Source organism: Acinetobacter tibetensis, assembly GCF_023824315.1.
Classification (GTDB): Bacteria; Pseudomonadota; Gammaproteobacteria; order Pseudomonadales; family Moraxellaceae; genus Acinetobacter; species Acinetobacter tibetensis.
This window is the reverse complement of sequence record NZ_CP098732.1, coordinates 1,946,452-1,963,755: the sequence shown is the minus strand read 5'-3', so window position 1 is coordinate 1,963,755 and position 17,304 is coordinate 1,946,452. Positions and strand designations below refer to the sequence as shown.

At 39.8% G+C, this 17,304-nt stretch carries 23 protein-coding genes; 22 read left to right on the top strand and 1 reads right to left on the bottom strand.

Features of this window, described 5'->3' with window-relative positions; genetic code table 11:
• Position 1 precedes the first annotated feature (1 nt).
• The 21 genes from lpxK (at position 2) to M5E07_RS09595 (ending at position 15,048) form a co-directional block, all read left to right on the top strand.
• Positions 2–1,006, top strand: coding sequence for a tetraacyldisaccharide 4'-kinase (gene lpxK, locus M5E07_RS09695; RefSeq protein WP_252218835.1), 1,005 nt, complete (start codon positions 2–4; stop codon positions 1,004–1,006).
• A 9-nt stretch (positions 1,007–1,015) separates the two neighbouring features.
• Positions 1,016–1,777, top strand: coding sequence for a 3-deoxy-manno-octulosonate cytidylyltransferase (gene kdsB, locus M5E07_RS09690; protein ID WP_252218833.1), 762 nt, complete (start codon positions 1,016–1,018; stop codon positions 1,775–1,777).
• 12 nt (positions 1,778–1,789) lie between these two features.
• Entirely contained in the window at positions 1,790–2,776 is a 987-nt protein-coding gene (locus M5E07_RS09685) for a DNA polymerase III delta subunit-related protein (RefSeq protein ID WP_116759014.1), read from the top strand.
• A gap of 11 nt (positions 2,777–2,787) precedes the next feature.
• On the top strand, positions 2,788–3,129 hold the full coding sequence (locus tag M5E07_RS09680; protein ID WP_116758956.1) for a PilZ domain-containing protein: 342 nt from the start codon (positions 2,788–2,790) through the stop codon (positions 3,127–3,129).
• 25 nt (positions 3,130–3,154) lie between these two features.
• Positions 3,155–3,928, top strand: coding sequence for a TatD family hydrolase (locus M5E07_RS09675; protein ID WP_252218831.1), 774 nt, complete (start codon positions 3,155–3,157; stop codon positions 3,926–3,928).
• A gap of 54 nt (positions 3,929–3,982) precedes the next feature.
• On the top strand, positions 3,983–4,582 hold the full coding sequence (locus M5E07_RS09670) for a TetR/AcrR family transcriptional regulator (RefSeq protein ID WP_116758958.1): 600 nt from the start codon (positions 3,983–3,985) through the stop codon (positions 4,580–4,582).
• 11 nt (positions 4,583–4,593) lie between these two features.
• Positions 4,594–5,145 (top strand): prepilin-type N-terminal cleavage/methylation domain-containing protein, encoded by a 552-nt coding sequence (locus M5E07_RS09665; RefSeq protein WP_252218829.1) that lies wholly within the window; start codon positions 4,594–4,596, stop codon positions 5,143–5,145.
• Positions 5,135–5,506 (top strand): type II secretion system minor pseudopilin GspI, encoded by a 372-nt coding sequence (gspI, locus tag M5E07_RS09660; RefSeq protein WP_252218826.1) that lies wholly within the window; start codon positions 5,135–5,137, stop codon positions 5,504–5,506. Before M5E07_RS09665 ends, gspI begins: the two co-directional genes overlap by 11 nt.
• A gap of 2 nt (positions 5,507–5,508) precedes the next feature.
• Entirely contained in the window at positions 5,509–6,135 is a 627-nt protein-coding gene (gene gspJ / locus M5E07_RS09655; RefSeq protein WP_252218823.1) for a type II secretion system minor pseudopilin GspJ, read from the top strand.
• Positions 6,136–6,177: 42 nt separating this feature from the next.
• Entirely contained in the window at positions 6,178–7,125 is a 948-nt protein-coding gene (gene gspK, locus M5E07_RS09650; RefSeq protein ID WP_252218820.1) for a type II secretion system minor pseudopilin GspK, read from the top strand.
• A gap of 107 nt (positions 7,126–7,232) precedes the next feature.
• Positions 7,233–7,829, top strand: coding sequence for a 6-pyruvoyl trahydropterin synthase family protein (locus tag M5E07_RS09645; protein ID WP_116758963.1), 597 nt, complete (start codon positions 7,233–7,235; stop codon positions 7,827–7,829).
• Positions 7,830–7,871: 42 nt separating this feature from the next.
• The gene (ung, locus tag M5E07_RS09640) at positions 7,872–8,585 is read left to right on the top strand and encodes a uracil-DNA glycosylase (RefSeq protein ID WP_116758964.1); all 714 of its coding nucleotides are present in this window, start codon (positions 7,872–7,874) and stop codon (positions 8,583–8,585) included.
• Positions 8,582–9,706 carry an enoyl-CoA hydratase/isomerase family protein gene (locus M5E07_RS09635; protein ID WP_116758965.1) on the top strand — a complete coding sequence of 375 codons (1,125 nt, stop codon included), beginning with the start codon at positions 8,582–8,584 and terminating at the stop codon, positions 9,704–9,706. The genes ung and M5E07_RS09635 overlap by 4 nt, the downstream gene beginning before the upstream one ends.
• A 4-nt stretch (positions 9,707–9,710) precedes the next feature.
• On the top strand, positions 9,711–10,226 hold the full coding sequence (tadA, locus tag M5E07_RS09630; RefSeq protein ID WP_252218817.1) for a tRNA adenosine(34) deaminase TadA: 516 nt from the start codon (positions 9,711–9,713) through the stop codon (positions 10,224–10,226).
• 58 nt (positions 10,227–10,284) lie between these two features.
• Positions 10,285–10,716 carry an SRPBCC family protein gene (locus M5E07_RS09625; RefSeq protein WP_116758967.1) on the top strand — a complete coding sequence of 144 codons (432 nt, stop codon included), beginning with the start codon at positions 10,285–10,287 and terminating at the stop codon, positions 10,714–10,716.
• Between the two features lie 17 nt (positions 10,717–10,733).
• Complete coding sequence (gene cmk / locus M5E07_RS09620) at positions 10,734–11,417, top strand: (d)CMP kinase (RefSeq protein WP_252218813.1); 684 nt, start codon at positions 10,734–10,736, stop codon at positions 11,415–11,417.
• Between the two features lie 108 nt (positions 11,418–11,525).
• Positions 11,526–13,202 carry a 30S ribosomal protein S1 gene (gene rpsA, locus M5E07_RS09615; RefSeq protein WP_116758969.1) on the top strand — a complete coding sequence of 559 codons (1,677 nt, stop codon included), beginning with the start codon at positions 11,526–11,528 and terminating at the stop codon, positions 13,200–13,202.
• Positions 13,203–13,364: 162 nt separating this feature from the next.
• Positions 13,365–13,667 (top strand): integration host factor subunit beta, encoded by a 303-nt coding sequence (locus tag M5E07_RS09610; protein ID WP_116758970.1) that lies wholly within the window; start codon positions 13,365–13,367, stop codon positions 13,665–13,667.
• 17 nt (positions 13,668–13,684) lie between these two features.
• Complete coding sequence (locus tag M5E07_RS09605; protein ID WP_116758971.1) at positions 13,685–14,044, top strand: lipopolysaccharide assembly protein LapA domain-containing protein; 360 nt, start codon at positions 13,685–13,687, stop codon at positions 14,042–14,044.
• A 36-nt stretch (positions 14,045–14,080) separates the two neighbouring features.
• Positions 14,081–14,761, top strand: coding sequence for an orotidine-5'-phosphate decarboxylase (gene pyrF, locus M5E07_RS09600; protein WP_252218810.1), 681 nt, complete (start codon positions 14,081–14,083; stop codon positions 14,759–14,761).
• Positions 14,762–14,835: 74 nt separating this feature from the next.
• Positions 14,836–15,048, top strand: a complete 213-nt coding sequence (locus M5E07_RS09595) for a hypothetical protein (RefSeq protein WP_252218807.1) — start codon at positions 14,836–14,838, stop codon at positions 15,046–15,048.
• 73 nt (positions 15,049–15,121) lie between these two features.
• On the opposite strand, the gene M5E07_RS09590 is transcribed toward M5E07_RS09595, so the two are convergent.
• Complete coding sequence (locus M5E07_RS09590) at positions 15,122–16,030, bottom strand: LysO family transporter (RefSeq protein ID WP_252223777.1); 909 nt, start codon at positions 16,028–16,030, stop codon at positions 15,122–15,124.
• A gap of 211 nt (positions 16,031–16,241) precedes the next feature.
• Between M5E07_RS09590 and M5E07_RS09585 the strand changes: the two genes are divergently transcribed.
• Complete coding sequence (locus tag M5E07_RS09585) at positions 16,242–17,249, top strand: AraC family transcriptional regulator (RefSeq protein WP_116758974.1); 1,008 nt, start codon at positions 16,242–16,244, stop codon at positions 17,247–17,249.
• Positions 17,250–17,304: the final 55 nt, after the last annotated feature.

Below are 17,304 nucleotides of genomic sequence, written 5' to 3'. Positions count from 1 at the left end.
AATGTCAGTAGCACAACTTATTCAAAATGCTTGGAATAGACAAGCAAAGTGGTTAATTGTGCTACGTCCTTTGTCTTGCTTGTATCATTTTGGGTTTTGGTTTAATCGAAAGCTTTATGAAAAAGGTATAAAAGCCGTTTATACCGCGCCAGTGCCAGTCATGATTATTGGTAATATTACTGTGGGTGGGAGTGGAAAGACACCGCTATTGATCCATTTAGTGAATTACTTACAATCTAAGAATGTGCGTGTAGGTATCATCAGTCGTGGTTATGGGGGGAAAGGGCCATTCCCTGCATTTGTGGGATTTGATGCTACACCTGAACAAGTGGGTGATGAGCCTTGCCTGATTGTACAATCTACTGGCGCTGCGATGGTGGTGGGTTCAAGTCGTCAACAAAGCATAGAGTTGCTGTTGGCTAAGCATGAGTTGGACTTGATTATTAGTGATGATGGTTTGCAGCATCATGCGCTTGCGCGGCAGCTTGAATGGATTGTATTAGATCGTAATCGTGGCTTGGGCAATGAAAAATTGTTGCCTGAAGGTTATTTGCGTGAACCGAAAAGTCGTTTGAATACTGGTACTGTGATTGAACATGCCGCTCAGCCAGAAACAGAACTGAATATGCATTTAGAGGTTGCTGAACCTTATTTGCTGAATACAGATGAAATTCGAAGCTTTGACTCTAAACAAAATTTTTATGCAGTTGTGGGTATTGGCTTTCCACAACGTTTTTACCGTACCCTTGAGTCCTTAGGTGTGCAGCAGTTCCAGTGTCATGAATTTCCAGATCATTATGATTATGATTTAACAGATCTACAGTTTGAAGATAGCAATCCGATTATTACCACGGAAAAAGATGCAGTTAAACTGCTGCCTATTTTAAAACAACATCCAGATTTTAAACGTGAAATTTGGGTAGTGCCTGTTGAAGCTGTACTGTCTAGTGCATGTTATCGTGTGCTCAATCAGCAATTGGCTGATTTAGGCATTTCAATTGAATAAGAGTGAATTATGAAACATATCGTCATTCCTGCGCGTTTTGCCAGTTCAAGACTTCCTGGTAAACCATTATTGGAAATTCATGGTCGTCCCATGATTTTACGTGTGGTTGATCAAGCCAAAAAAGTGCAAGGTTTTGATGATTTATGTGTGGCGACAGACGATGCGCGTATTGCAGAGGTATGTCGCGCGGAAGGTGTGGATGTTGTACTGACCAGTGCAGACCACCCGTCCGGCACAGACCGTTTAAGTGAAGTGGCACGTTTAAAAGGCTGGGATAAAGGCGATATTATTGTCAATGTACAGGGTGATGAGCCATTATTGCCTGCGACATTGGTCAAGCAGGTGGCAGAGCTTTTGGTTGCGCAACCAGATTGTTCGATGTCCACTTTGTGTGAGCCAATACATAGTCTAGATGAATTCCAGCGTGATAGCATCGTGAAGGTGGTCAAGTCTAAGTTTAATCAGGCACTCTATTTCAGTCGTGCAACGATTCCTTATGATCGTGATGGCGCGAAACTTGTCAATCCAGTATTGCATGATCAGGCATTTCGCCATTTAGGCTTGTACGCTTATCGTGTCAGCTTGCTACAAGAATATGTGACTTGGGACATGGGTGTTTTAGAAAAACTAGAAAGTCTTGAGCAACTACGTGTATTGGAAAATGGACATCGTATTGCAATTGCAGTTGCAGAAGCGAATTTACCGCCAGGTGTAGATACCCAAGCGGATTTGGATCGCTTAAACAGCATGGATGTTGCACATTTTGAATAAGATAGATTGATGATGCAAACCGATATTCAACCGCAAGTGTTTCCGTGGCAACAACATGTGTGGGATACCTTAACAGGACGTTTCCCACAGTTAGGACATGGCTTATTGTTTTATGGCAAAAAAGGCTGTGGTAAAGAAGCATTTACCCAATATTTTTTGGCGTGGATTTTGTGCCAACAACGTCATTTGCGTAATGCCCCTTGTGGGGAGTGTGGCAGTTGTCAGTGGTTGAAATCGGATACACATCCAAATTATGTTTATATTTCAACGGATGAAGAGAATAAAAAGCAAAACGCAAAAATCAAGATTGAAAAAATCCGAGAATTATTGCCATTTGTACAACAAACTGTAGATGGTTGGCGGGTGATTGTGATTGATCCAGCAGAAGCGTTAAATACGGCTTCTGCTAATGCACTTTTGAAAACATTAGAAGAGCCAGGTGATCGTGTTCTCATTATTCTTATGGCGGAACATTATTTAAAATTACCTGCCACGATACGCAGTCGATTACAGCATTTTGCACTTGATCGAATTAGCACAGAGCAAACACGGACGTACTTGGCAGAACATCTTGCTTCTGAACTTTCACAAGAGCAATTGACGCTGTTGTTGAATCTGTCGAACGATATGCCATTACAAGCTTTAGAGTTGGCACAAAGTCAATGGTTGAATTTACGTCAAGATTTTTTAAATGATTGGCAAAAATTACTTCATGATAAAAATATGCCAATGGCAATCGCGACCAAATGGCAGAAAGCCTTGCCATTTGATGATTTTAGTCGCATGTTTGAGTACTTGTTGGCTGACCTGATTTGTGTCAAGCTAAATCAACCAATTAAAAATATAGATTTGGAGTTGGTACAGCTTTCTGAGCAATATTCTTTAGAAATGCTTTTCAATTTATATTCAGATTTGCAACAGTCCAAGCAGTTTATTGAGCAAAACGTACAAACAAATTTAGTACTCGATCAACTGTGTATAAAACTAATGAATGTTTAAAGGGGAAAACAATGCAACCACGTATGGGCGGTATCATTCAGGCAAACATTCCAGATAAGGAAACATTGTACCAATCCTATATGCCTTATGTCGTAGGCGGCGGTTTATTTATTCCTTCAAAACAAGCTGTAAAATTAGGGGATGAGGTTTTTGTACTCACGACATTGCCAGAACAATCTCAAAAAATACCTCTAACAGGTAAAGTGATTTGGATTTCGCAGAAACAAAACGGCATCAAACCTCAAGGTTTTGGTATGCAATTATCGGGTGAAAAAGGTGTTTTCTTTAAAGCCGAAGCTGAAAAAATTCTCGCAGGTTTTAAAGTTGAAGGTCGTTATAGTTACACCATGTAATATGGTTGAAAAATAGGAAAAAATTGTGTTTGTAGATACTCATTGTCATTTAACTATGCTTGATCTGACGCCATATGATGGAAATTTAGATCTGGCTTTGGCGCAAGCGCGAGAGGCTGGCGTTACCAAATTTATGAGTATCTCGGTCGATCTAGATGACCATATTGCTTTAGCTGAAATTGCCGCACGCCATGCCGATGTGGGCTATACCGTGGGTGTGCATCCTTGTGAAGATGCAGGTACGATGGCGCGTGCAACAACTGACTATTTGGTGGAGCTAGCCCGAGCAGACAAGGTCTGGGCATTGGGTGAAACTGGATTGGATTATTTTCACAGTACAGACTTTATTCAAGAACAAAAAGAGTGTTTTGCTCGGCATATCCAAGCCTCAAAAATTGTGAAAAAGCCTGTCGTTGTGCATACTCGCTCGGCTAAGCATGACACAGTAGATATTATTCGTGCAGAAAAGTCGACGCATGGGATTTTGCATTGTTTTACAGAAGATTGGGCCACAGCGAAAGCTGTTTTAGATTGTGGCTATTATGTTTCTTTCTCAGGCATTGTTTCTTTTAAAAATGCGCAAGATTTAAGAGATGTTGCCAAGCAAGTTCCTTTAGATCGCGTGTTGATTGAAACGGATAGCCCATATCTTGCGCCAGTGCCATATCGTGGTAAAACAAATGAACCAAAATATGTGCCATATGTAGCCAAAGCCTTGGCTGATGTATATGATAAGTCGCTGGAAGAAATGGCATTGATTACCACACAAAATTTTGAAAACTTGCTGCAATTAAAGTAATAGATTGTGTGGCTTTAGACTGAATATAAGAATTGAAGAGAGTGTAGAGTGAAGATGGATCGTCAAGCTCAGTTTCGAGCAAGAGAAACTTTAATTTTCCAAGTAGCTGAGCAATTATTGCTTGAAAATGGCGAATCAGGCATGACTCTCGATGCTTTGGCTGCTGAGCTGGATTTAGCAAAAGGCACACTCTACAAGCATTTTCAAAGTAAAGATGAACTGTATATGCTGCTCATTATTCGTAATGAGCGTATGTTACTAGAGATGATTATGGACTCGGAAAAAGCCTTTCCTGAACATCTCGCATTTTTTATGCTCCATCATCTTCATCATCCTGAACGGACAGTGCTTTTTCATCAAATAGAAGAACGCCTTTCTATTACAGGTCAAGGCATTCAACATTTATTTAGTGAGTTGTACAAAGTACGACGTCATCGTTTGCGACTCATTATTAATATGACAGAAACCTATTTGGGTTCTATTCAGAGTTTGATGTCTGTACGTGATTATCTGGCATCAATTTGGTCTTTAACCTATGGTGCTGCTGCAATTTTGAATTCTAGCTTCTATCAACGCTATCTTGGCTCTCGTGATACTTTACGCGTGGCGTATATTGACCAAGCCCTTGCATTACCCAAACAAGTCAGTTCGTAGACGTTCAAATCATGAAATACCATCAACGCGCTTCGAGTCGAGGTTTTACACTGATTGAGGTGATGGTGGTCATTGTGGTGGTCGCTATTGTTACTTCATTAATCATGATGAATTTTGGCGGGATTGATCAGCGCAAAGCGATGCAAGCGCGTGAAATTTTCATGATGAATGTACAGCGTATTGCTCGTGAGTCGAATGATCAATCGCTTGTTTTGGCTTTAAATGCACAGCCTGCAACAGATGTAAATCCTTTTCGATATATGGTTGTTGAATATCATCCTGCAAAAACTGAAATGAATACGGTCGCGAATCAGTCCTCTTGGACAGAATATTCAGTTTTTAAAATACAACCTTTGCCAGAGAATGTAAGTTTTCAAATACAATCGACAGATTATCAATATGATAAAGCACAGAACTCAACTTTGTTGGATGCTAAAGCACCCCAGTTAATTTGGTTGGGTAATGGTGAAGTCAAACCAGTAAGAATACAATTTTATTATTCACAACAGCCAATTGGACCTGAAATTGAAATTGACCATTTAGGTAAAATTAATGAAATCTAAAGGGTTTACACTATTAGAAGTCATGGTGGCTTTGGCAATTTTCGCAACTGCGGCAATGGCATTGACCAAAGTCGCAATGCAATATACACAAGCGACAGCACAAGCGATTTTACGAACCAAAGCTCAATTTGTTGCGCAGAATGAAATCGCTGAAATGCAAATCAAAGGTGAATGGTTGGATGGTATTCAGTCTGAACAGTTATCCCAACAAGGTGAGCATTGGCAGATAGAGAAAAGTGCACAGTCCACGATTAGTCCAAATGTGCAACGCGTAGAAATACAAGTGCGTTTGTTTAACACGGAAACAGGTAAGGCCGAAGCGGGAGTTACCCATCTGGTCTTTTTTAATAATAGAACATAATCATGCAAAAACGCGCGGGTTTTACTTTGGTCGAACTGTTGGTTGCTATCGCAATTTTTGCAGTTTTATCTGCTTTGGGTTGGAAAGTTTTTGATTATTTAATAAAAGTAAAAGAGCGTAATGCTCAACATGAGCAGAAGTTGGCGAATTTACAACAAGCTTACCAGCAAATTTTGAAAGACAGTATTCAAATCGCACCGCTGGCCTCAAATGTAAATGGTGAAATTGAACCTGCTTTGGTTCTGCAAAATGATCGTTTTGTTTTTAGTAAAATTGGTGTCACTGATCCGCTATTGCAGGGCATTCCAGCCGAGGAACGCATTCAATATCAATATCAAGCAGATACGCAGCGCTTAAACCGATTGCGTACGCGTGGTTTGAATGCAGCAGCACAAATGCAGCCAGAATCAAGTGTATTACTTGAAAATGTTGAACAGTTTCAGGTAAGCGTGTTGAATCCGAATCAACTCTCCTCATGGCCTGAATATGAGCAACAGCAAGACGATTTGATGCAAAAAAAGAGATTGCCAAAAGGAATAAAAATAAATCTAACAGTCAATGGTGTTGCGTATGAGTGGATATTTAGTTTGCTGAATACAGATTATTTAGAGCAGAAGCAAAAAAGTTAAAGTGCAGTATATTTTGGGTGACTGCACACAATGGGATGTCAAATGAATAAGCAAAAGGGAATCGCATTAATCACGATATTGGTGATGGTGGCTTTAGCAACTATTTTGGCTGCAACTATCGGTCAACGTCAGAAGTTTACAGCGGATAATACAGCTTATTTGATGAGACAGAATCAATCATTGTGGTATGCAAAAAGTGCGGAAACTTTTTTTTCGGAATTGTTGATTGAAGATGCTGAAAATGCAGGTGATGTCGATTTCTTACAAGAAAATTGGGCAAAACCTATGCCTGCATTCCCTGTTGAAGATGGCTATGTGACAGGGCAGCTTTACGATGAATCTGGCAAATTTAATCTGAATAGTCTTATCGATGATTCGGGGCAAGTGAATGTCGCGGCAAAGCAATGGTTTGAACGACTACTGCTGAATGTGGGTTTAACAGCAGAATTAAGTGAAGCTGTAATTGACTGGCAAGATGCTGATAATGAAAATATAGGACCAATGGGGGCCGAAGACGGCTATTATCGAGGGCTCAATAATGCCTATTTGCCAGCAAATACAAAATTTCATGCGATTGATGAGCTAAAAATGGTCCGAGGGTTTGAAGGTGAGAAATACCTAAAAATTGCACCATACGTCAGTGCTATTTCAGTTAAAGATACCAAGTTGAATATTAATACTGCACCTGCCATTGTATTGGCGAGTTTGGATGAACATTTAGATGTAAAAGCTGTGCAGGTAGCTTTGGAGACTAAACAGCAGAATATAGAGCATTTTGCTAATCTGGATGAGTTCTGGAAGCTAGCGCCTTTTAGTCAAATTAACGCTGATACACGAAGCTCAGTTCAAAGTTTACTTGGGGTAAAGTCGAATTACTTTCGTGCAAAAATTGAAGTAGTGCTGAGTGAACGGAAGCGTCAATTTCAAACAAATTTATTGAGAGAAGATAAGAAAGTTTATGTACTGAGTCGGTCGCTTGCTCCCGAATAGGTAAATCTCAAGGACCGATCGTGATAAATGGGAAAATTAATGTGCTTTAGGTCACTTTTGTTCTATAATTAATATTATTTCATTGATGACTGATACCGTTAAGGCACATGTTAATTCGTAAGTTATTTAAGTTCGAAAATGCGCATATAGTGCGAAATTGCACATCAGACCGCTGCAAGCGTTCGATTCATGGGCATAGCTATAAAGTTGAATTACTACTTAAAGCTTCGAAGTTGGATCATGGTCAAATGGTATATGACTTTGGTCTGCTTAAAGGGCTAATCAAAGACATTTTTGACAGTTTTGATCATGCAATTTGTTTTTGGCAGCATGATGACCCAGAGTATATTCAGGCGTGTAAACAATTTAGTGCACGTTGGGTAGCCTTACCTGTTTCACCTTCAGCAGAACAATTTTCTCGTATTTTCTTCTTTTTAGCACAACAGATTTTGGCATCAACCGAAACACAAAATGGTGAAGGTGATGTAGAAGTCTATTCTGTAATTGTGCATGAAACTGATACAGGTTATGCACAAAGCTTTTTAGAAGATATTGATAATAAACAGATGGGAATATTGTCCTTAGATGAAATTGTATTTTCTGAACAAGTACAATCAGAATGGACTGACCCTTTAATGTATGAAAAGCTGAAACAGGGCTTTAAATTCCAAAATCCGAGCGTGGATTTACAAGTAAAAATTTAATTTACACATTAAGAAAGAACTCAAAGGGATTAGGAAATAAGCATGTCTTATACCGATCAACAACTACACAAGTTGGATAAAGTTCAGCTTGATGCTAGTTGGAAATATGGACTCAGTGATTTCTTACTCAGCCCACAAATGGATGAGTTAAGAGATTTTTTGGTGTCAGAAAAACAAGCGCAGAAAGAAATCTATCCACCGAGTAGCTTGATTTTTAATGCGTTTAATACAACACCTTTAGAGCAAGTTAAGGTGGTGATTTTAGGGCAAGACCCATATCATGGACCAAATCAGGCACATGGTTTAAGTTTTTCTGTGCAAAGAGGTGTTGCATTGCCTCCATCCTTACGTAATATTTTTCATGAATTACATGCGGATATAGGTGTTGAAATTCCTCGTCACGGTGATTTAACGCATTGGGCGGAACAAGGTGTGCTCTTACTAAACAGCGTGCTTACTGTTGAGGCGGGTCAACCGACTTCACACCAAAAGCGTGGTTGGGAAAATTTTACTGATCATGTGATTGATGTGTTAAATGAACAACGTGAACACATAGTATTTATTCTTTGGGGCGCATATGCTCAACGGAAAGGGCAAAGAATAGATCCTAATAAGCACCTAATTTTAAAAGCGGCACATCCATCTCCACTGGCTGCAAATCGTGGCGGTTTTTTTGGATGTAAAGTTTTTTCAAAAACAAATAATTATCTCAAACATAATGGCATTGAGCCTATAAATTGGCAGCTGGACGCATGACACATTCTCCCATATTAAAAAGTTATCATCCTGATATTCTTGTTGAAGAAGCAATTAACGGTTGGCGTATTGTACGCTTAAATCGTCCGAAGTCTCTACATGCGCTAGATGAGTCTATTGTCTCAGCGTTGTTAGAGGTATTTCAAGATTTTCATCATGATGATCGCGTAAAGGCGATTTGGCTGGATTCTACGACACCAAAAGCATTTTGTGCGGGTGGGGATGTTCGTAAATTACGCCAACTGGTCATTAATTCAGAAGTTGATTCAGCAAACAAATTCTTTGAACAGGAATATGCGCTTGATTTGCTTTTGCATAACTATGCGAAGCCCGTATTGGTTTGGGGTGAAGGCTATGTCATGGGTGGCGGTTTAGGCCTGTTTATGGCAGCTCCTTTTCGTATGGTGACACCATATTCGCGTTTGGCAATGCCTGAAATTAATATTGGTTTATATCCTGATGTGGGTGCAACACGTTTCTTGGCTGATCGTGGTGCGATTGGGTTGTTTACAGGTTTAACAGGCTCAATTATGACGGCTGCTGGTGCTTATAGTATTGGTTGGGCAACGCATATTTGTGATGCACATCGCGATAAGGTACTTGATAAGCTAGTCAATATTGATTGGGGACACTATCCAGCAGGTGACTTCCGTGCAATTGATGATACTTTGAATAGTTTGCATAGACCTGTAGGACCTGGTCCGTTACAAAACTCTTTGGATGTGATCCAAAGCGTTTGTCGTGGTGTAAATTTTGAACATGATTATGAATCGATCATTGGTTTGAGAGATGCCCGTAGCGATTGGTTGCGTCAAGCCAGTGAAAATTTACAAAAAGGTTCACCTGCGACTGCTGCGCTAACATGGTTGTTATGGCAATGGGGTAAGCAGATTCACTCTTGGAATGAAGTATTTGAGTTAGAAACGCAAATTTCTGATTGGAAAATTCGTCATGCTGACTTCGTGGAAGGCGTTCGCGCACGTTTGGTGGACAAAGATTTGGCTCCAGAATGGACTCAAGGAGCAGATTTGTCCTTAAAAGGCATCTTATCTGCAAATCCACCTGTCACGACGATTGAAAGTTGGAATCAATTGCTCAAACAGTATGGTGTGATTGCCTAATTAAATGACGGAATTTGAACTTTATTCCGATGAATATTGGATGCAGCTTGCTTATGAGCAGGCTGCTATTGCCGCTTCACAGCAAGAAATCCCTGTGGGGGCTGTCTTGGTCAGTCAGAATCAAATTCTTGGAGTGGGTCATAATGCCCCCATTTCACAAACTGATCCAACAGCACATGCGGAAATCCAAGCGATTCGTCAGGCATGTCACAAACTTCAAAATTACCGACTACCTTCAGATGCAGTTTTATATGTAACTTTAGAGCCTTGTACCATGTGCGTCGGGGCTTTAATTCATTCGCGCGTTGCTAAAGTGGTGTTTGCAGCAACTGAACCTAAAGCGGGTTCTTTGGTGAGTGCACGTAAGTTATTGGAAACGGGCTATTATAATCACCAGTTTGAAGTGGTTTCTGGATGTTTGCAGGAGCAATGTTCTCAGCAATTAAGTGATTTCTTTAGAATGCGTCGTCAGCAGAAGAGAGAGCAAAAAAGACAAGAAAAACTTGATGGTTCAGATTAATTAAGTCAATTTCATGTAGAATTTAATGACAATAAAAATTGTCAAGATGGATGTATATATGAATTCAATTCAAGTTAAAAAGAAATTTGAAGCCCCAATTCAACAAGTTTTTGATTTGCTAGCAAAACATGCGACTTATAATGTAGCTTTCGCACCGATTCAAGTCGAGCGTGTAGTGGATTCAAAGGATCCACAAAGACCAGATGGCTTAGGTTCAGTTCGACGAATGGGGATTGGTCCTGTAAAGCCTTTGCGTGAAAAAATAACATTAATGCAAGAAAACCAGCGTATTGAATATAAAATTATTCAGAATCCGCTCATTAAACACCATCTCGGGATTATTGAGTTTGAAGCATTGACTCCAGATTCAACATTGGTGACGTATACGATTGAATTACAAGCACGCGTTCCTTTTGTCAGTAAATTAATCCTTGCACAGCTTAATTCTGCGATTAAACTAGGTTTTTCTAAACTCGCGAAATCTGTGTAAGGCATAACGGAAAAGTAATGACAGTTAAAATTATTACAATTGATGGCCCTAGTGGTTCGGGCAAAGGTACTCTAGCTGCTAAATTAGCTGCACATTATCAATTTCATTTATTAGATTCTGGTGCTTTATATCGGTTGCTCGGACTGTCATTGCATAAGCAAAACCTATTGGAAGAAATAGATTCGCAAATTGACCGTTGTGCTGAAATTGCAACAAATTTAGATATACGATTTGTAACAACCCCAAATGAAACACAGATTTTGTTAGATGGCGAAGATGTCACTCAAACCATTCGTACTGAACGTGTAGGCGAATTAGCATCAAAAGTCGCTGCAATTCCTGCACTTAGAACGGCATTATTTGAGCGTCAGCGTGCCTTTGCACAAGCGCCAGGCTTGGTTGCAGATGGTCGAGATATGGCAACTTCAATTTTTCCAGAAGCGCCAGCGAAGATTTATTTGACCGCTTCAGCACAATCCAGAGCTGAGCGTCGGGTAAAACAGTTGCAGGGTATGGGGCTGGATGTTAAAATAAACGACATTTTAGCTAATATTGAAGCTCGCGATAAACGAGATACGGAACGCGAAGTCGCTCCACTCAGACCCGCAGTAGACGCTTTGATTATTGATAGCTCTGAGTTAAACATTAATGAAGTGTTTAACCTGATGACTCAATATATCGACAAGCAGTTAGCTAAGTAAAGAAATTTTTAGCGAAAGCATAGCTTGATCAGTTTATAAAAGACTATGTAGACGCGTAACTAAAACGGCCTTGTCTGATCCAAGACCGCATACTTTATCGGGTATATCATGACCGAATCTTTTGCAGCCCTCTTTGAAGAAAGTGAATTAAACCTCAACGTTGAAAAGGGTGCTGTCATCCAGGGCGTTGTAGTAAGCATCGACTCTGACTGGGTAACAGTTGACACTGGCCTTAAATCTGAAGGCGTTGTTGACCGTGCTGAATTCTTAAACGAACAACGTGAACTTGAAGTTCAAGTTGGCGATACAGTAGATGTTGTTGTTGAAGCTCTTGACAACGGTATGGGCCAAACTGTTTTATCACGTGAAAAAGCGAAACGTGCTGAAACTTGGACTAAACTTGAAAAAATCTTTGAAGATGGCGAAATCGTTACTGGTGTTATCTCTGGTAAAGTTAAAGGCGGTTTCACTGTTGACATCGGTCCAGTTCGTGCATTCTTACCAGGTTCTTTGGTAGATACTCGTCCTATCCGTGACACGACTCACCTTGAAGGTAAAGAGTTAGAATTCAAAGTAATCAAACTTGATGCGAAACGTAACAACGTTGTTGTATCTCGTCGTGCTGTTATGGAAGCTGAATCTTCAGCTGACCGTGAAGCTCTTCTTGCTCAGCTTGAAGAAGGTCAAACAGTTACAGGTACTATTAAGAACCTTACTGATTACGGCGCATTCGTTGACCTTGGCGGTATCGATGGTCTTCTTCACATCACTGACATGGCTTGGAAACGTATCAAGCACCCATCAGAAGTTGTTGAAGTTGGTCAAGAAGTTACTGTTAAAGTACTTAAATTTGACAAAGAGCGTAACCGCGTATCTTTAGGTCTTAAGCAATTAGGCGAAGATCCATGGTTAGCGATCATGAGCCGTTACCCTAAAGGTTCAATCGTTAAAGCTCGCGTAACTAACTTAACTGACTACGGTTGCTTCGCTGAAATCGCTGAAGGCGTTGAAGGCTTAGTACACGTTTCAGAAATGGACCACACGAACAAAAACATCCACCCATCTAAAGTTGTTCAGATTGGTGACGAAGTTGATGTTATGGTTCTTGAAGTTGATGAAGAGCGTCGTCGTATTTCTCTTGGTATCAAACAAACTCGTGCTAACCCATGGGAAGAGTTTGCTAAGAACCACGACAAAGGCGAGAAAGTTTCTGGTACGATCAAATCTATCACTGACTTCGGTATCTTTATCGGTTTACCAGGTGGTATCGACGGTCTAGTTCACTTGTCTGATATTTCTTGGAACGAACAAGGTGAAGAAGCGATTCGTCGTTACAAGAAAGGTGACACTGTTGAAGCTGTTATCTTGTCTGTAGACGCTGAAGGCAACCGTATCAGCCTTGGCATCAAGCAAATGAACAGTGATCCGTTCAACGATTTCTTAGCTGCTAACGAACGCGGTGCTTTGGTTAAAGGTACTGTAACTGCAGTTGACGCTAAAGGCGCTACTGTTAAGTTGGCTGACGAAGTGGAAGCTCAATTAAAAGCTTCTGAAATCAACCGTGATCGCGTTGAAGATGCAACTAAATTCTTGGAAGTTGGTCAAGAAGTAGAAGCTAAAATCATCAACGTTGATCGTAAATCTCGCTCTATCAACTTGTCTATCAAAGCGAAAGACGAAGCTGAAGAGAAAGAAGCTGTTGCTAACTTGAAAACTACATCTGTTTCTCAAGAAAATGGTCCTAAGACTATTGGTGACTTGATCAAAGCTCAAATGAACCACTAAGTAGGTCGTATAAATTGTATTGTTAATGTAATTTAACTAATACTTTTTACACAAATACTGTAAACGGTAGCGTAGTATTTAATTATTGCGCTACCGTTTTGTATTTAAACAGGTTATTATCAGTTTAGGTACAAAGTAGCTTGATAATTAAAGAGGTCGCCGATGACTACTGAAGCTCTTAATAAGTCTGACTTAATTGAGCGTATTTCCCTAAAAAACCCGCACTTAGCGGAGCCTTTAGTGGAAGAAGCTGTTAAGATCATGATTGATCAAATGATTGCATCACTTTCGTCTGATAGTCGTATTGAAATTCGCGGGTTTGGTAGCTTTGCCTTGCATCATCGTGAACCACGAATTGGTCGCAATCCGAAAACAGGAAGATCTGTTGAAGTGGCAGCAAAAGCAGTTCCACATTTTAAACCTGGTAAGGCATTACGTGACGCGGTGAATGAAGCTATAGATTAATAATAAGAGGGGTGTATATGCGTTATGTATTGGTCGCCATATTAATCATTTTATTTGGTTATTCCTTGGCTTTGGTTTTACAGAACGGTACTGAAGTCACGGTCGATTTGTTATTTACACAAGTCCCAGCTATGCGCTTAGGTCTAGTTTTATTACTGACTTTAGCCTTGGGTGTGGTGGTCGGATTATTGCTTGGTGTACAAGTATTCCGAGTGTTTCAGACAAGTTGGGAGATTAAACGCTTACGTAAAGATATTGATCACCTTCGAAAAGAACAAATTCAAGCTGCGCAATTAGCTGCTGCTGAGGCAGCTGCGAACGTAAGGCATGAAAAAACTGTATTTGATGTAACAAACGATAATAAAAGCCCATTATAATGGGCTTTCTTTTTGTCTAATCAAAGGTAAATTCTCTTGAGTATCATTGTTGCACTAGATGCTAAAAGCCAAATTGATGCATTGCACATTGCAGAGCAGTTAGATCCTGCATTATGTCGAGTAAAAGTTGGTAAAGAGTTATTTACTCACGAGGGTCCATCGGTAGTCAAAGCCTTACATGCAGAAGGTTTTGAAGTTTTCTTGGATTTGAAGTTTCATGATATCCCGAATACCACGGCACAAGCTGTATGTGCAGCAGCAGATTTGGGTGTGTGGATGGTGAATGTACATGCCTCAGGTGGCCGTAAGATGATGGAAACCTGTGTGGAGCGTTTAAAGGCTGGGAGTTATCAAACTCAACTGATTGCTGTGACTGTGCTGACATCAATGGGTCGTGAAGACTTGCGTGATATTGGTTTGGATGTTGAGCCATTTGAGCAAGTAAAGCGTCTAGCAGCGTTAACGAAAGATAGTGGTTTAGATGGGGTGGTGTGTTCAGCGCAAGAGGCAAAAATGTTGCGTGAATTGTTAGGTCGAGATTTTGCTTTGGTGACGCCGGGTATTCGCCCTGAAGGTGCTAATGCGGATGACCAAAAGCGAATTGTTACGCCAAAACAAGCGATGCTAGATGGTTCTACGCATTTGGTCATTGGTCGCCCAATTACAAAATCTGAAAATCCACGTCAAATGCTAAAAGAGATTTTAGCTACGCTTTAATAGTGCGAATAATCGAAAAAAGCCTTTCAAAGAAAGGCTTTTTTGTATGAATACAATATTAAAAAGGTGAATAGATGGAAAATAAAAAAATGTTTGAGCTTAGTGAGGTTGCTGATGCAGAGGGTGTTGCCGCGTTGCAGGACACTTTAGAAGAGACGCAGTTACTTGAAGAAAAGAAAGAAGAATCTTCTAATGATTGGTCATCTGGAATTGATTTGGTAGATATCGGATCTGCCATCATTGAAGCTGTGGGTGATATTATTGGTAATATTGATATAGATCTGTAGTGCGTCTGGTTCGATTTTATTCATTTCCCTTGGTGTTAACTATCAAAATCAATACCAAGGGCTTATCTTTTTCTTAAAGTGCAGCAAGTACACTAACAGCAATGGGTGCAAGAATAGAGAGAATAAAACCGCTGACCATGGCATGAGGGATAAAGTCGTTACCACAAGCTTGCTTGACCATTGGAAGTGAAACATCCATTGCAGTAGCTGCTGCTGAAGCAATCGCTGAACGCGGATAACGCCAACCAATACAATACATGAGAATGATTGCAAAGATTTCTCTAAATAAATCATTAATGAGAGCAATACTGCCTAGAGCAGGATTTTTAAGTTCTGAAACAACAATTCCGCTCATAGAGTAGAAACCGTAACCTTGGGACAGCATAATCAGATCTTTCAGTTGCAGTTGTTTTAGAAAAATACTACACAGCAAGGCTCCAATAATAGAACCAATAATACAGCCAATAGGCACTAAAAGAATTTTAAAATTTAACCAAGAGCGATCTAATGGGCTGAATGCAAGATCGAGTCCAATCAAGAACATGAAAACCAGTAGTAGATACCATGTATTTACTTGGATTGGAATTCCTATATTTTCCAGTACTTTTGCTAAAAGAAATCCTACAGCTAGGGCTATACAAGCATAGGAAATACTAATGAAAGATTTGAATAGTAGGGTAAGTGAGATTTTGCCTGAAACGGGTTGTATGCCAATAAATTTATAAAGCGCAAAGCAACATAAAAATGACCCTATTGTCGTAAAAAAAGCCAATGCGGTTGCACTGCTTAATATCTGAGAAGAGTCGTGAATATTTTCAAGGGCATGGGTAAACTCCATGCTAATGCCGATCAAAAGCAAATATGAAAAATAAGGTAAGACCTTAAAAGATAGTTTGATCAAACTACTTGCAATTTTTTTTGCAAAGAAATATCCAGCGGCTAAGCACAAAAGAAGCTGAGATATCAGTATAAAGGCTTGCATAGGTAAAGTGAAAATTTGGTGTTGTGCCATCATAGCTTAAGTGTGCGAATGTTGCAGTGACTCATGCAAAGGTAAATCAAGATTTTTGAGGTTCGGCACAAGTCTAATAAAGAAGTATATCTTTATATACGATTGTAGTTTGATAGATTCGGCAATTTTCAAATACAAAGAATTGGGTTAAAAAAGGGTTCTTATCTTTATTGACACAAATATGAAAAGATCGATTCTCAGTCTCATGTATTTAATACAAGCGATGCGTAAAGCTGGGATTGATATCGATCAGCAATTAAAAAGTATTGGTTTAAGTGCGGATGCGTTGGATCCAACTGCTATTATTCAGCCCAGTTTGGAACGTGATGTATTGATGGTCTTAGGTGAGCATATTTCTTCTGAGCAAGGCTTAAATATTGGACAACATTATGCATTGGCTGGATATGGTCCTTTATTAATGTTATTGGTGACCAGTGATAATATTAGAGTCGCACTTGAAAAGGTCATTGCATATCAACCTTTAACACATCTTACGGCTAAACTGAGTTTAAAATTTCAGAATCATCAGGTGGCATTGTGTTATGAAGCCAATGATTTAACCGATGAACTAAATATGTTGCGCGCGCAATCTGAATTGGCAGGGACATACAAATTTATTCAAGAGTTGTATAAGAAAATGGGCTTAAGCGTGCCTCAGCTTAAAGTTGAGCTGCCTTTTGATCCACCTGAAAATGCCGAGATTTTGGCAATGTATCAGGCGTACTATGGATTGGACATTACATTTTCAAAGTCCTATGCCGCTTTTTGGTTTGATGAAGCAGTTTTGGATATTAAAATTCCTTCGGCTGATCAGATGACCTTCCGTATTTATGATTATAAATGTCAGGCTGAAATGAAGCGATTGTCTCAGCAATCGGCAGTGCCTGATTTGGTAGAGCGTGTGCAGGATTATTTGGATTTACAGCAAGGTGTTATTCCGACTATGGCGAAAACAGCACAAGCATTACATATTCCTGAACGTACTTTAAGACACCAGTTGCAGCAGTTAAATAGCAGTTATAAACAGATTAGAGAGCAATTAATTAAGGAAAAGGCTCTAAGATTAATTGAATATCAGGAGTACACCATTGAAATGATTGCTGAATTATTGGGTTATTCTGAGCCTGCTGCTTTTAACCATGCATTTAAACGATGGTTTGGGCGCAGTCCAAGGCAATATTCCAAGTAGTGCTTGGACTCATGCCAAAGTTTTATTTACTGTTCTCCAATTTTCGTTATACTTT

Bases quoted from the DNA above. Each gene is read 5' to 3' on its own strand.
- M5E07_RS09685 (WP_116759014.1), top strand. From the start codon at position 1,790: ATGCAAACCGATATTCAACCGCAAGTGTTTCCGTGGCAACAACATGTG.
- M5E07_RS09680 (WP_116758956.1), top strand. From the start codon at position 2,788: ATGCAACCACGTATGGGCGGTATCATTCAGGCAAACATTCCAGATAAG.
- M5E07_RS09585 (WP_116758974.1), top strand. From the start codon at position 16,242: ATGAAAAGATCGATTCTCAGTCTCATGTATTTAATACAAGCGATGCGT.
- gspJ (WP_252218823.1), top strand. From the start codon at position 5,509: ATGCAAAAACGCGCGGGTTTTACTTTGGTCGAACTGTTGGTTGCTATC.
- M5E07_RS09665 (WP_252218829.1), top strand. From the start codon at position 4,594: ATGAAATACCATCAACGCGCTTCGAGTCGAGGTTTTACACTGATTGAG.
- lpxK (WP_252218835.1), top strand. From the start codon at position 2: ATGTCAGTAGCACAACTTATTCAAAATGCTTGGAATAGACAAGCAAAG.
- cmk (WP_252218813.1), top strand. From the start codon at position 10,734: ATGACAGTTAAAATTATTACAATTGATGGCCCTAGTGGTTCGGGCAAA.
- M5E07_RS09590 (WP_252223777.1), bottom strand. From the start codon at position 16,030: ATGCAAGCCTTTATACTGATATCTCAGCTTCTTTTGTGCTTAGCCGCT.
- M5E07_RS09625 (WP_116758967.1), top strand. From the start codon at position 10,285: ATGAATTCAATTCAAGTTAAAAAGAAATTTGAAGCCCCAATTCAACAA.
- M5E07_RS09605 (WP_116758971.1), top strand. From the start codon at position 13,685: ATGCGTTATGTATTGGTCGCCATATTAATCATTTTATTTGGTTATTCC.
- M5E07_RS09670 (WP_116758958.1), top strand. From the start codon at position 3,983: ATGGATCGTCAAGCTCAGTTTCGAGCAAGAGAAACTTTAATTTTCCAA.
- M5E07_RS09645 (WP_116758963.1), top strand. From the start codon at position 7,233: ATGTTAATTCGTAAGTTATTTAAGTTCGAAAATGCGCATATAGTGCGA.
- gspK (WP_252218820.1), top strand. From the start codon at position 6,178: ATGAATAAGCAAAAGGGAATCGCATTAATCACGATATTGGTGATGGTG.
- tadA (WP_252218817.1), top strand. From the start codon at position 9,711: ATGACGGAATTTGAACTTTATTCCGATGAATATTGGATGCAGCTTGCT.
- rpsA (WP_116758969.1), top strand. From the start codon at position 11,526: ATGACCGAATCTTTTGCAGCCCTCTTTGAAGAAAGTGAATTAAACCTC.
- M5E07_RS09610 (WP_116758970.1), top strand. From the start codon at position 13,365: ATGACTACTGAAGCTCTTAATAAGTCTGACTTAATTGAGCGTATTTCC.
- ung (WP_116758964.1), top strand. From the start codon at position 7,872: ATGTCTTATACCGATCAACAACTACACAAGTTGGATAAAGTTCAGCTT.
- M5E07_RS09595 (WP_252218807.1), top strand. From the start codon at position 14,836: ATGGAAAATAAAAAAATGTTTGAGCTTAGTGAGGTTGCTGATGCAGAG.
- kdsB (WP_252218833.1), top strand. From the start codon at position 1,016: ATGAAACATATCGTCATTCCTGCGCGTTTTGCCAGTTCAAGACTTCCT.
- M5E07_RS09635 (WP_116758965.1), top strand. From the start codon at position 8,582: ATGACACATTCTCCCATATTAAAAAGTTATCATCCTGATATTCTTGTT.
- gspI (WP_252218826.1), top strand. From the start codon at position 5,135: ATGAAATCTAAAGGGTTTACACTATTAGAAGTCATGGTGGCTTTGGCA.